This is a genomic window from Nonomuraea sp. NPDC003201 (assembly GCF_053590415.1).
This window is the reverse complement of record NZ_JBSFTC010000061.1, coordinates 14,056-27,544: the sequence shown is the minus strand read 5'-3', so window position 1 is coordinate 27,544 and position 13,489 is coordinate 14,056. Positions and strand designations below refer to the sequence as shown.

Genomic DNA, 13,489 nt, shown 5'->3' with positions numbered 1-13,489 from the left:
TGGAGGGCGGTGGCCCGGGGCCTCGGGATGTTGTCGCGATCGCCGAGGGCGGTCGGCTGAGGTTTGGGGGAGTTGCCGCGGTGGCGGAGGGCGGTGGCCCGGGGCCTCGGGATGTCGTCACGACTACTGAGGGCGGTCGACTGAGGCCTGGGGGAGTTGCCGCGATGGCGGAGGGTGGCCGCCTGAGGCCTCGGGATGTCGTCGCGATTGCGGAGGTGGCCTGCTGATGTCGCGTCGTGTTGTCATCCCCTTGGGGCTCGCCGTCGTGGCGGTCGTCGCGGTGGCCGGTTGGCTGTGGCTGCGGCGCGAGGATCCCAGGCCCGCCAGCTTCCACGCCGAGCCCACCTCCGCCTTCTACTCCGCCATCGACAAACGCCAGAACGACACCGCGCCTCTCACCCTGAACGAGGTCTTCACCCCGGCCGCCCAGACCCTGGGCGCGATGCGTCTGGACGCCACGCAGCAGTTCAGCGACTGTGACGAGGTTCTCTGGGGGGTCTCGGCCACGGGCTGCACGCAGGCGCTCCAGGCCACGTACAAGGGGGGTACGGTGGCGGGTCAGTTCGTCATCTTCAACCTGAGCGACGGGCGGGCGGCTGACGCGCTGGTGTCGGCGCTGGGCAAGGACGGGTTCGTACGGCAGAACATCGTGTTCGAGCCGGTCGGCAGCCGGGCCCAGGCGCGGGCGATGGGCCACTACGTGACCGTGAGCTGGGCCGGAGGATCGGCGCCCGCCCAGGACCTGGTTGCCGCCCTCGTGGCGCTGGACGGTTTGGGGCGCGTGGTCCAGGGCCGCATCGTCGCCGCAACCTGAAGCGACCGCCGCCCACCCGCCTCCGATGGCGACCCGCCCCTGTGATGGCGACTCGGACCGGCGACCGCGATGGCAACCCCTGAGAGAGGCAGAGGCCGCGACTGCGATGTCAACCCATGAGCGCGACGGCGACTGGCACGCGAGACCGTGGCCGGGTGCATGACTCGCGACGGCGACGAGGGCGGGGACTGCGTCGGCGATCCGCGAGCGCGACGGTGATCAGGACTCGCGACTGCGATGGTGGTCGGAGCTAGCGACCGTGGCCGGGCTCATGACTCGCGACGGCGGCCGGGGCCGGGATTGCGTCGGCGATCCGCGAGCGCGACGGTAACCACGACACGCGACGGTGGCCGGGCCCGCGACGGGGCGGCAGCCCGCGACGGTGGCCAGGGCCAGCGACTCCGGATGATGGCCGCCACGATGATCAGGACGGCGATCGCTACAGGCGACCCTGACGGCGACTCGCCAGGGTGACTGGGATGGCGATCAGGCCGGCTTGCGGCATTGGGCCGCTGCTGGCTTCGGCCTCCACTGGCTTCGACCTCCACTGGACTCCACCTGGCTGGACTCCGCCTAACTGGACCCGGCCTCGGCTGGACTTGGCCGTGGCGCATTGGCCTGGCTTTGGCAGTGACTGGACGCTCGGACCCCTCGGAGGGCGGGGTTCCTGCGGCGGGTCAGGTGGTTGTGGTCAGGGCGGAGATGGTTGTGGTGACTGCTTCCGGGAGGGCGGACAGGCGGTGGAGGGGGGCGTCCAGGGGGGTCAGGGCTTCCGACCAGGGGGCGGCTTCGGCGATGAGGGTGCGGGCCTCGTTCTTGGTAAGGGTCGAGCCCTGGGTACGGGCCACCGCGATGAGGGCCTCGCGCCAGGTGTTGGCCAGCTTGGCGTGTCCGTTGTCCAGGATCCTGCGCAGTACCGAGGCCGCGTCGCCGGGTGGTTGTGGGAGGCGTACGGCGTCCAGGACGTCGCCGCCGGCGCTCAGCTTGTAGACGGTGGACAGCACGTCAGGCAGCGGCGGGAGGTCGGAGCCCACGACGCGTACGTGGGAGGCGCGGGTCGCCAGGAGGACGCGGGGGAGGGCGGTCTCCAGGCCCGGGGGCAGGGCCACGGCAACGCGGTCCAGGGTCGCGGCGTACGGCTTGGAGAGCCAGGTCGAGAGCCGGACCCGGGGCTCGGTGAGGTCCTTGGGCCACTCGCCCACCAGCAGGTCGGGGTCGAAGCCCTGGATGGCCTCCTGCGGGGCTGAGAGGGCGTTATGGGCGCTTTCGACCGATTGTGGGCCTTGAGTGTAGATAGTGGTGGTTTGGCGGCTCAGGCGGGACGTCACGGCCGGGCGCGTCTTGGTGGTGGGGCGGAGGATGTACATGTCGGCGGCCGAGCCGATGGCTTCTGCCCCGAAATATCGGTTGAAGTCGGGATAGATGGCTTCGTAGGCGAGGTTGAGATCCCCCAGGGCCTGCTGAACCTTGAAGGCCAGCATCGGGGTACGTTCGCTGGCGCCGTACGCGAGCAGGATGCGGCCGTTGTCCGTCAGCGCCTCGGCGGCGCGTGCCACGAACAGGCCCGTACCCTCCGGCGTGTACGGCGGGTCGGTGAGCGCGAGGTCGTGGTCCCGGGCGGACGCGGGCAGGCCGAGGCGCAGGTCGGCCCAGCGGGTGCGGACCCCCAGGCGCTGGGCGTCGATGTACGCCAGGATGCGCTCGTCGATGTCGACCACCGTGACCTCGGTCTCCGGATGGATCAGCTTGACGGCCAGCGAGGTCAGGTCGTGGTCGCCGACGCACAGCAGGCGCGTGCCGGGGAGCCAGAAGCGGGCGCCGAGCAGCAGCGCCCGCCTCAGAATCGTTTCGGGGGTGGCCGAGACGTGGTCGAGTACGTGTCGGGCGCGCGGAGCCCGGGCCACGAGGTCTTTGAGGCGGGCGAGCTCGGAAGCGTAGTGGGGGAGCAGGTGGGCCACCGGATCCTCCGGCGGCGGGGCCAGCGCGAGGAGGTCCTGGTAGTCGTTGGTGTGGGTCAGCGGGATCCGGAACGCGTCGCCCTTCCGCTCCAGGGGGAGCTCGCGCAGGAGAGCCTCGATCGTACGCCTGGACGTGGCGGTCTCCCTGACCAGGTCGGCCAGCGTCCACCACTGGGCGTCGCACAGGAGGGTCAGGGCGTGCCGCAACCGCCTGCTGTCCGGCCCTGCCTCCGCGAGCAGGCGCTCCACCCCGTCACGCTCCATCAGATCCGCGCGGACCCCGCTGCCTGCCTCGGCCGGCGGAGGAGTCCGCGCTCCCTCCCTCCAGATTTTGTCGGCGCATGCCGATAGCGTGATGGTCTCGTTACTGAGGGTGGGAGGTGGTGGTGCACGGATCGTCCGCGTTCCTGCTGCGCCCCACCGGTGAGCAGGCGTACGGCGTGATCGATCGGACCGGGTGTGACGTCGTCGGCACGTCTGGATCGAGATTGAGCGGATCGATCCTGGAGGTGGGTCGGGGGGTGTTGGTGACGGCGCTTGTGCACGGGGCTGCCGGTATCTCCCGCATGTGTTCTTGTCGCCGGCTCTGTGCGCGCGTCGATGTCGACGGCGATGTCGGCGCGTCGATCGAGCTTCGCGACGCTGCGCAGGCGGCTTGGCGAGAAGCCGCTCCATTCGAGGAGCGGAGGAGTCACGAGGGCAACCCTATCGAGGTGCAAGGGTGGACAGCCCGAGTGCGTGTCCGTGCGAGGCGGCGGTGTCCCGGCCCGGCCACCCGTCCGTGCGAGGTGGTGTCGTCCGTGTCCCGGCCATGCGCGTGCGGGAAGGCGGCCCCGCTCTCTCGCGGTCATGGCGTGAGCGGGTGGTTCGGCGGTGGGGGGTCTGAGCAGGCGGTTCGCGGTGAGGGAGGTCCGAGCGGAAGGCCCGAGCGGGTGGCCCGAGCGGGTGGCTCGAGCGGGTGGCTCGAGCGGGTGGCTCGGCGGTGAGGGAGGTCCGAGCAGGTGGCTCCGTGGTGAGGGAGGTCGTCGCGGGGTTGGCGGGCGTCGCGACACGTGGTGGCAGTCAAAGCGGGGTGGCTGGGGTGGTGGGTGGGAGTCCTGAGGGTCGCCGGCGATGGCGCGTGGGTGAGGCGGGGGAGTGAGTTCGGCGGTGTGTCGGTTGAGGAACGGCGGGTTGTGGTGGCTCGTGGGTAGCGCGGTGGGGCGATTTGTGGCGGCGCATCCGGGTGACGAGCCGGGGGCAGGGCGTGGGTGAGGCGGTGCGGTGATCGTGGCGGTGAGTCGGTTGAGGGACGGCGGGTTGGGGTGGCTCGGGAGTGGGGCGGTGGCGGTTGTGGCGGTGCCTCAGGTGGGGAGCCGGGGATTGGGGAGGGCGCGGGTGAGGCGGTGGGTGATCGTGCCGTGTGTCGGTTGAGGACCGGCGGATTGGGGTGGCTCGGGAGTGGGGCGGTGGGGTTGTGGCGGCGCATCGGGTGAGGAGCGGGGGCCGTGGCAGGGCAAGGATGGGGCGGTGGGTGGTGGTGTCTCAGGTGACGGGCGGGGGAATGTGGCGAGGCTTGGGTGGGGTGGTGGAGTGATCGTGGTGGCGGGTGGGTGAGGTGGTCGGGTGAGCGGGGCGGCGCGTGGGTGAAATCGGGGGGTGGGTGGGGTGGTGTACGGGCGGATTGGTCGGGTTGGGGTTTGGGTGGGGGGTGAAGTGGGGACGACTCGCTCCCCATGCCGTAAATCGTGGACGTGTAGCGGGAATTTCTTTGCCTACGTCCGGGGTTTGGGATAGGGAGTTCGGATGCTGGGATAGGCCCCAATGTTCGCAATGCGGACGTGCCGGGCACCATTCCGGCAGCGTGCGGTAACCTCTACCCACGATATGCAGCAGGGCCAACGTCGTCCCCGCCTGTAGCGCAGTTAGAGACAGACGATGACGACGGGAGGGATTAAATGCCTGCTGCCCACCTCGGGTTCCCCGAGCCCCAGGGCCTGTACCACCCCGCCAACGAGCATGATGCCTGCGGTGTCGCCATGGTTGCCGACGTCGCTGGACGCCGTGGGCACGGGATCGTGGTCAAGGCGCTGACGGCTCTGTGCAATCTTGATCATCGGGGGGCCAAGGGTAGCGAGCCGGACACCGGCGACGGAGCCGGGATCCTGACGCAGATTCCCGATGGGTTCTACCGCGCGAGCGTGCCGTTCGCGCTTCCCCCGGCCGGCGCGTACGCGACCGGCATCGCCTTCCTGCCGTTCGACGAGCAGGCCAGGGGCATCGCCACCGGCCTGATCGAGGAGATCGCGGCCGAGGAGGGCCTCACCGTGCTCGGCTGGCGCGAGCTGCCGGTCGACCGCGAGCTGCCCGGGCCCAGCGCCAGGGCCGTCATGCCGCACTTCGCCCAGCTGTTCGTGACCGACCCTGAGGGCCGGGAGGGGCTGGAGCTCGACCGGCTGGCGTTCTGCCTGCGCAAGAGGGCCGAGCACGAGGCGGACGTCTACTTCCCCTCGCTGTCCGCCAGGACGATCGTCTACAAGGGCATGCTCACGCCCGACCAGGTCGAGCCGTTCTTCCCCGACCTGAGCGACGAGCGTTACGAGACGGCGATCGCGCTGGTGCACTCGCGCTTCTCCACCAACACGTTCCCGAGCTGGCCGCTCGCCCACCCGTACCGCTACATCGCCCACAACGGCGAGATCAACACGGTCAAGGGCAACCGCAACTGGATGCGGGCCCGCGAGGCGATGCTGGAGTCCGCCCACATCCCGGGCGATATTTCACGACTTTTCCCCATCTGCGACCCAGATGGCAGCGACACCGCCAGCTTCGACGAGGCCCTGGAGCTCCTGCACATCGGCGGCCGGAGCCTGCCCCACGCCGTGCTGATGATGATCCCGGAGGCGTGGGAGAACCACACCGAGATGGATCCCGCGCGCCGGGCCTTCTACGAGTTCCACTCCTCGATGATGGAGGCCTGGGACGGCCCCGCGTCGATCACGTTCACCGACGGCACCCTGGCCGGCGCCGTGCTCGACCGTAACGGCCTGCGCCCCGGACGCTTCTGGGTGACCGCCGACGGCCTGGTCGTGCTGGCCTCCGAGGCCGGCGTGCTGGACTTCAAGCCCGAGGACGTGGTCAGGAAGGGCCGCCTGCAGCCGGGCCGCATGTTCCTCATCGACACCGCCCGCGGCAAGATCATCGAGGACGACGAGATCAAGGCCGAGCTCGCCGCCGAGCTCCCGTACGAGGACTGGCTGCATGCGGGGCTCGTCCGCTTCGAGGAGCTGCCGGCGCGCCAGCGGGAGATCCCCACGCACGAGGCGCTCGTCAAGCGGCAGCAGACCTTCGGCTACACCGAGGAAGAGCTGCGCATCATCCTGTCGCCGATGGCCAAGGCGGGCCAGGAGCCGATCGGCTCCATGGGCACCGACACGCCGGTGGCCGTGCTGAGCGAGAAGCCGCGGCTCCTGTTCGACTACTTCACGCAGCTGTTCGCGCAGGTCACGAACCCGCCGCTGGACGCCATCCGTGAAGAGCTGGTCACCTCGCTGGCCAGCACCATCGGTCCCGAGGGCAACCTGCTCGACCCGGGTCCGTCGTCGTGCCGCCAGCTCGTGCTGCCGTACCCGGTGATCGACAACGACGAGGTCGCCAAGATCATCCACATCAACGACGAGCACGACCTGCCGGGCTTCCACCCGTACGTCATCAGCGGCCTGTACGAGGTCGCCGGCGGCGGCGAGGCGCTGCTGAGCCGCCTGGAGGAGATCAGGGCCGAGGCGTCCCAGGCGATCGCGGCCGGCGCGCGGATCATCGTGCTGTCCGACCGCGGCTCGTCGGAGACGCTGGCGCCGATCCCGGCGCTGCTGCTGACCGGCGCGGTGCACCACCACCTGATCCAGGAGAAGACCCGCACCAAGATCGGGCTCGTGGTCGAGACCGCCGAGGCCCGCGAGTGCCACCACATGGCGCTGCTCATCGGGTACGGCGCCGGCGCGATCAACCCGTACCTCGCGATCGAGACCATCGAGGACCTGGTCGACACCGGCGCCCTCCAGATGGACAAGCGCAAGGCCGTGCGCAACCTGATCAAGGCGTACGGCAAGGGCGTCATCAAGGTCATGTCCAAGATGGGCGTGTCCACGGTGGCCTCCTACACCGGCGCGCAGATCTTCGAGGCGCTCGGCCTGAGCCAGCAGGTCATCGACTCCTGCTTCACCGGCACCACCTCCCGCCTGGGCGGCGTCGGCTTCGACGTGCTGGCCGAGGAGGTCGCGCAGCGGCACCGCCACGCCTACCCGCGTGCGGAGAACGCCCACCGCAGGCTCCAGGTCGGTGGCGAGTACCAGTGGCGGCGCGAGGGCGAGCCGCACCTGTTCAACCCCGAGACCGTCTTCAAGCTGCAGCACGCCACCAGGACCCGCCGCTACGAGATCTTCAAGGAGTACACGAACCTCGTGGACTCCCAGGCGGAGCGGCTGATGACCCTGCGCGGCCTGTTCAAGCTGCGCAAGGGCGCCTCGATCCCGATCGAGGAGGTCGAGCCGGCCTCGGAGATCGTCAAGCGGTTCTCGACGGGCGCGATGTCGTACGGCTCCATCTCCATGGAGGCGCACGAGACGATCGCCATCGCGATGAACCAGCTCGGCGGCAAGTCCAACACCGGCGAGGGCGGCGAGGACCCCGAGCGGCTCTACGACGCCACCCGCAGGTCCGCGATCAAGCAGGTCGCCTCCGGCCGGTTCGGCGTCACCAGCGAATACCTGGTGAACGCGGCCGACCTGCAGATCAAGATGGCCCAGGGCGCCAAGCCCGGCGAGGGCGGCCAGCTGCCCGGCCACAAGGTCTACCCGTGGATCGCCAAGACCAGGCACTCCACGCCGGGCGTCGGCCTCATCTCGCCGCCGCCGCACCACGACATCTACTCGATCGAGGACCTGGCCCAGCTCATCCACGACCTGAAGAACTCCAACCCGGAGGCCAGGGTCCACGTGAAGCTGGTCGCCGAGGTCGGCGTCGGCACGGTCGCCGCGGGCGTGTCCAAGGCGCACGCCGACGTGGTGCTCATCTCCGGGCACGACGGCGGCACCGGCGCCTCGCCGCTCACGTCGCTCAAGCACGCGGGCGCGCCGTGGGAGCTCGGCCTGGCCGAGACCCAGCAGACGCTCCTGCTGAACGACCTGCGCGACCGCATCGTCGTCCAGGTCGACGGCCAGCTCAAGACCGGCCGCGACGTCGTCATCGCCGCGCTGCTCGGCGCCGAGGAGTACGGCTTCGCCACCGCGCCCCTCGTCGTCAGCGGCTGCGTCATGATGCGGGTCTGCCACCTCGACACCTGCCCCGTGGGCGTCGCCACGCAGAACCCGGAGCTGCGCAAGCGCTTCACCGGCAAGCCGGAGTTCGTGGTCAACTTCTTCGAGTTCATCGCCGAGGAGATCCGCGAATACCTGGCCGAGCTGGGCTTCCGCACGCTCGACGAGGCGATCGGGCACGTCGAGATGCTCGACATGTCGGCGGCCGAGGACCACTGGAAGGCCAGCGGCCTCGACCTGGCGCCGATCCTGCACCGGCCCGAGCTGCCCGCGGGCACCGTGCTGCGCAGGGTCGTCGAGCAGGACCACGGCCTGCAGCACGCGCTGGACAACACGCTGATCCAGCTCGCCGAGGGCGCGCTCAACGAGGGCACCCCGGTCACGCTGGAGCTGCCCATCCGCAACGTCAACCGCACGGTCGGCACCATGCTCGGCTACCAGGTGACCAAGCGGTACGGCGGCCAGGGCCTGCCCGACAACACGATCGACATCTCGTTCACCGGCTCGGCGGGCAACTCGCTCGGCGCGTTCGTGCCGCGCGGCGTCACGCTGCGGCTGACCGGCGACGCCAACGACTACCTCGGCAAGGGCCTGTCCGGCGGGCGGATCACCGTCCGGCCGCACGAGGAGGCCCCGCTCGACGGCCACATCATCTCCGGCAACGTCGCCCTGTACGGCGCCACGTCCGGCGAGGTGTTCATCCGCGGCGTCGTGGGCGAGCGGTTCTGCGTGCGCAACTCCGGCGCCACGGCGGTCGTCGAGGGTGTGGGCGATCACGGCTGCGAGTACATGACCGGCGGCCGGGCCGTCGTCCTCGGCCCGACCGGGCGCAACTTCGCGGCCGGCATGTCGGGCGGCATCGCCTACCTGCTCGACCTCAGGTCCGAGCGGGTCAACCGCGAGATGGTCGCCATCGAGACGCTCACCGAGGAGGACGGCGAGTTCCTCAAGGAGACCGTCGAGAAGCACTTCGCGGAGACCGGCTCGCCGGTCGCCAAGGAGCTGCTGGCCGACTGGGACGCGGCGCTGGGCCGGTTCGGCAAGATCATGCCGACCGACTACAAGCGGGTGCTGGCCGCCGCCGAGGCCGCCCGCATCGAAGGCAGGGACATCGACGAGGCGGTCATGGCCGCCGCGGTGCAGGGTTAGGGAGGCGTACCGAATGGCTGACCCCAAGGGTTTTCTCACGCACGACCGGGAGCTGCCGGCGCGCCGCCCCGTGGACGTCCGCATCAGCGACTGGCGCGAGGTCTACCAGGACTTCTCGCGGGAGAAGCTGACCAAGCAGGCGGCCCGCTGCATGGACTGCGGCATCCCGTTCTGCCACAACGGCTGCCCGCTCGGGAACCTCATCCCCGAGTGGAACGACCTCGTCTACCGCACCGACTGGCGCGAGGCGATCGAGCGGCTGCACGCCACGAACAACTTCCCCGAGTTCACGGGCCGGCTCTGCCCGGCCCCGTGCGAGGCGGCGTGCGTGCTCGGCATCAACTCCGACCCCGTGGCGATCAAGCGGGTCGAGGTCGAGATCATCGACCGGGCGTTCGCCGAGGGCTGGGTGACCCCGCAGCCCCCGGCCGTCAAGACCGGCAAGCGGGTGGCGGTCGTCGGCTCGGGCCCTGCGGGCCTGGCCGCCGCGCAGCAGCTCACCAGGGCCGGGCATGACGTGGTCGTGTTCGAGCGGGCCGACCGGATCGGCGGCCTGCTGCGGTACGGCATCCCCGAGTTCAAGATGGAGAAGCGGCACATCGAGCGCCGCCTGGAGCAGATGCGGGCCGAGGGCACCGAGTTCCGCACCGGCGTGAACGTCGGCGTCGACATCACCGCCGCCGAGCTGCGCGAGCAGTTCGACGCCGTGGTGCTGTCGGGCGGGGCCACCCAGTGGCGCGACCTGCCGGTGACCGGGCGCGAGCTCAAGGGCGTCTACCAGGCGATGGAGTACCTGCCGCTGTCCAACAAGGTCCAGGAGGGCGACTTCGAGACCGCGCCCGTCTCGGCCGAGGGCAAGCACGTCGTGGTGATCGGCGGCGGCGACACCGGCGCCGACTGCATCGGCACGGCGATCCGGCAGGGCGCCGCGTCCGTCACCCAGCTCGAGATCATGCCGCAGCCGCCGGCGAACAGGCCCGGCAGCCAGCCGTGGCCGACGTTCCCGATCCTGTTCAAGATGGAGAGCGCCCACGAGGAGCTGGCCGACGGCGGGGGAGAGCGGGTCTACGCGGTCTCCACGACCGAGTTCGTCGGTGACGCCGACGGCAACGTGCGGGCACTGCGGCTGGTCGAGGTCGAGGGGCCGCAGGGCGGGTTCAAGCCGATCCCGGGCACCGAGCGCGAGATCCCGGCCGAGCTGGTGACGCTGTCGATGGGCTTCCTCGGCCCGGAGAAGGGCTCGCTGCTGCAGGACCTGGCCGAGGTCGGCGGTGACGGCTTCTACGACGCGCGGGGCAACGTCTCGCGTGACAAGACGTACATGTCCAAGGTGGACGGCGTCTTCGTGGCCGGCGACATGGGCCGCGGGCAGTCGCTCATCGTGTGGGCCATCGCCGAGGGGCGGGCCGCCGCCTCGGGCGTGGACCGGTACCTGACCGGGGAGACGGCGCTGCCGTACCCGATCCTGCCGACCGCGCGGCCGCTGGTGTAACGCAAAGAGGCCGGGACCGCTCAGCGCGGTCCCGGCTTTTTCACGCGCATTCGCGGGCGATGGCGTCGAGGACGCGCTGCGAGCCGGCGTCGGCGGCGCGGTAGATGACCAGCCGCCGGCCGGGGGCCTGGATCGGAGCTGTCACCCCATAGTCGACGGTCAGCGGGCCCTTGACGGCGTGCCGCAGCCGCTTTTGGCCCCGGCCGTTCACCCGGACGTGCCGCAGCCGCTTCTGGCCCCGGCCATTGACCCGGACGTCGCGCAGCGCCCACAGGCGGGCCGGCCTCCTCGCGGCCGGCGGTGAGCTCGTCGACCGGCTCCGTCAGCGCCTTGTCATCGGGATGGGCCGCCCATGAGGCCCGCAGGTCGGCGATGCCCTCGCGGAGCGTGCGCTCCCTGTCGCGGAAGAAGTCGCGCAGGCCCGGGTGGAGCATGCACGGCATGTCCAAGGAATTGCACACTCTGCAAGCCTTGCAGAGTGTGCAAGAGTTGCGTACAGTGCAAGGTATGGAGAGTCCGCAGCAGCGTCGAGACCGTCGGCGGGCCGAGAAGCGGCAGGCCATCAGGGTCGCCGCGGTGAAGATCGCGCTCGACGAGGGGATCGAGGCCGCGACCGTGGAGGCGATCAGCGCGGCGGCCGACATCTCGCCGCGCACCTTCTTCAACTACTTCGCCTCCAAGGAGGAGGCGCTCGTCATGGAGCCTCTCTGGCACCCCGAGGAGCTCGTCGGCATGCTCGCGGAAAGGCCCGCCGACGAGCCCGCCTTCCAGTCGCTGAAAACGGTGATGCGGACCTTCGCCGTCCGGAGCCAGCGGATCTGGACGGACATGCAGCCGTTCATGGAGCTGCGCAAGCGCCACCCCGAACTGGCCGCCAAGTCCAGGGCGGCCGACGAGACGAAGATCATGGACACGGTCTTCGACGCCGTCAGGAGCCGTCCGGGCGTCACCAGCCCCATCCACGCCAGGCTGCTCATCGTCGCGTCGTTCGGCGCCGCCATCTCGGCGATCCAGGAGGCGACCGCCGGCGGCGACTCGGTGGAGGACCTGCTCGAAGAGGCGTTCACGCTGCTGGAGAACGGACTCTGACCCCATAGGGAAAGCGGCGACCGGGGTGGCACCCCCGATCGCCGCGGATCACTCCTGCCCTCGCGAAAGAAGCAAGGAGACGACCAATGCTATCCACAACCACGCCCGAGGCCGCACCTCGGCGCTCACTCTGGGTGAGCATGGCCTCACTCATGCTCACCATGTTCCTGGCCGCCGTCGACCAGACCGTGGTGGCGACCGCCATGCCGACCATCGTGGGCGAGCTGAACGGCCTGGAGAGCCTGTCGTGGCTGGTCACCGCGTTCGCACTGACGTCGGGCATCGCCACGCCCCTCTACGGCAAGCTCAGCGACATGTACGGCCGCAAGAACCTCTACCTGTCGGCCATCGTCCTGTTCGTCCTCGGCTCGGCCCTGTGCGGGCTCGCGCAGTCGATGGGCCAGCTCATCGCCTTCCGGGCCTTCCAGGGCATCGGGGCGGGCGGTCTCATGGTGCTGACCATGACCATCGTCGGCGACCTGGTCACGCCCCGCGAACGGGCCAAGTACCAGGGCATCTTCGGCGCGGTCTTCACGCTGGCCTCGATCGCCGGGCCGATCCTCGGCGGCTACCTCACCCAGCACGTCTCCTGGCGCTGGATCTTCTACATCAACCTGCCGCTCGGCGTGGTCGCGCTGGCCGTGGCGTTCGCCGTGCTGAAGCTGCCCAAGCGCGTCTCCCCGCACCGCATCGACTGGCTCGGCGCCGTGCTCATCTCCGGGCTGCTGACCTGCCTGACGCTGTTCGCCTCCTGGGGCGGCACCCTCTACGCCTGGTCCTCGCCGGTCGTCATCGGGCTCGGCGGCGGCGCGGTGCTGCTGGCCGTGCTGTTCGTGCTGGTGGAGCGGACGGCGGCCGAGCCGGTGCTGCCGCTGCGGCTGTTCCGCGACCGGACGTTCACGATCCCGGTGGCCTCCGTCGTGCTCATGGCCACCGCGATGCTCGGCGCGGCCACGTTCCTGCCCGTGTTCCTGCAGCTGGCCACCGGCGCGAGCGCGGCGGACTCAGGGCTGCTGCTGCTCCCGATGATGGTCGGGATGGTCGTCTCGTCGACGCTGACGGGGCAGCTCGTGCACCGGTTCGGCCGGTTCAAGTGGTTCATGGTCACGGGGACGGCGCTCGCCGGGGTCGCCGGGCTCCTGTTCTCCACCATGGACCTCGGGACCAGCGGGTTCGTCTCCGGCGCGTACATGGCGCTCTTCGGGGCCGGGCTCGGCATGGTCATGCAGAACGTGCTGCTGGTCGTGCAGACCACCACCGCGGCGGCGGACCGGGGAGCGGCGACCTCGGCCGTCACGTTCGCCCGGGGCGTCGGCGGCGCGGTGGGCGTGGCGGTGCTGGGCGGCGTCTTCAGCGGCAGGCTCGCGCTGGGGCAGGCCTCGCTCACGCCCGAGGCCATCCAGGCGCTGCCCGAGGCCGCTCGGCACGCCACGCAGCTCGCCTTCTCCGACGCCATCAGCGGGGTGTTCGCGTGGGTGGGCCCGATCCTGCTGGCCGCCGCGTTGCTGCTGGCGTTCCTGAGGAACGTACGCCTGACCGACCAGGCCCCGTCCGAGCCGGTCGCGCAGGAACCGGCCCCGGAGCCCGGCGTACGGGCCTGAGCCCAGGGCTGAGCGGATCCCGTCCCCGGGGTCCGCTTAGCTACCTTTAGGCCGAAATTTCGTCAGTAAGTTGCATCACCTGGTAAGTGTCG

7 protein-coding genes and 1 pseudogene are annotated in these 13,489 nt (G+C 70.4%); 5 read left to right on the top strand and 3 right to left on the bottom strand.

Translation table 11 applies throughout. The annotated features are described in order from the left end of the window. Window positions 1-226: 226 nt before the first annotated feature. The gene (locus ACWDX9_RS22650) at window positions 227-814 is read left to right on the top strand and encodes a hypothetical protein (protein WP_449957049.1); all 588 of its coding nucleotides are present in this window, start codon (window positions 227-229) and stop codon (window positions 812-814) included. 677 nt (window positions 815-1,491) lie between these two features. Here the strand turns inward: ACWDX9_RS22650 and ACWDX9_RS22645 are convergent. Continuing rightward, window positions 1,492-3,036 carry a bis-aminopropyl spermidine synthase family protein gene (locus ACWDX9_RS22645; protein WP_449957047.1) on the bottom strand — a complete coding sequence of 515 codons (1,545 nt, stop codon included), beginning with the start codon at window positions 3,034-3,036 and terminating at the stop codon, window positions 1,492-1,494. Window positions 3,037-4,709: 1,673 nt separating this feature from the next. Here ACWDX9_RS22645 and gltB point away from each other — a divergent pair. After that, on the top strand, window positions 4,710-9,215 hold the full coding sequence (gltB, locus tag ACWDX9_RS22640) for a glutamate synthase large subunit (protein ID WP_449957046.1): 4,506 nt from the start codon (window positions 4,710-4,712) through the stop codon (window positions 9,213-9,215). 13 nt (window positions 9,216-9,228) lie between these two features. Further along, window positions 9,229-10,707, top strand: coding sequence for a glutamate synthase subunit beta (locus tag ACWDX9_RS22635; RefSeq protein WP_449957044.1), 1,479 nt, complete (start codon window positions 9,229-9,231; stop codon window positions 10,705-10,707). A gap of 40 nt (window positions 10,708-10,747) precedes the next feature. Here ACWDX9_RS22635 and ACWDX9_RS22630 read toward each other — a convergent pair whose 3' ends face one another. Together ACWDX9_RS22630 and ACWDX9_RS22625 are read right to left on the bottom strand one after the other, a co-directional pair. Further along, window positions 10,748-10,918, bottom strand: a complete 171-nt coding sequence (locus ACWDX9_RS22630) for a hypothetical protein (RefSeq protein ID WP_449957071.1) — start codon at window positions 10,916-10,918, stop codon at window positions 10,748-10,750. Between the two features lie 85 nt (window positions 10,919-11,003). Beyond that, window positions 11,004-11,141: pseudogene (locus ACWDX9_RS22625) on the bottom strand (MmyB family transcriptional regulator); the annotation flags it as partial. 73 nt (window positions 11,142-11,214) lie between these two features. Between ACWDX9_RS22625 and ACWDX9_RS22620 the strand changes: the two are divergent. Both ACWDX9_RS22620 and ACWDX9_RS22615 read left to right on the top strand, forming a co-directional pair. Next, complete coding sequence (locus ACWDX9_RS22620; RefSeq protein ID WP_449957042.1) at window positions 11,215-11,796, top strand: TetR/AcrR family transcriptional regulator; 582 nt, start codon at window positions 11,215-11,217, stop codon at window positions 11,794-11,796. An 86-nt stretch (window positions 11,797-11,882) separates the two neighbouring features. Beyond that, entirely contained in the window at window positions 11,883-13,397 is a 1,515-nt protein-coding gene (locus tag ACWDX9_RS22615; RefSeq protein ID WP_449957040.1) for an MDR family MFS transporter, read from the top strand. The last annotated feature ends 92 nt before the right edge of the window (window positions 13,398-13,489 follow it).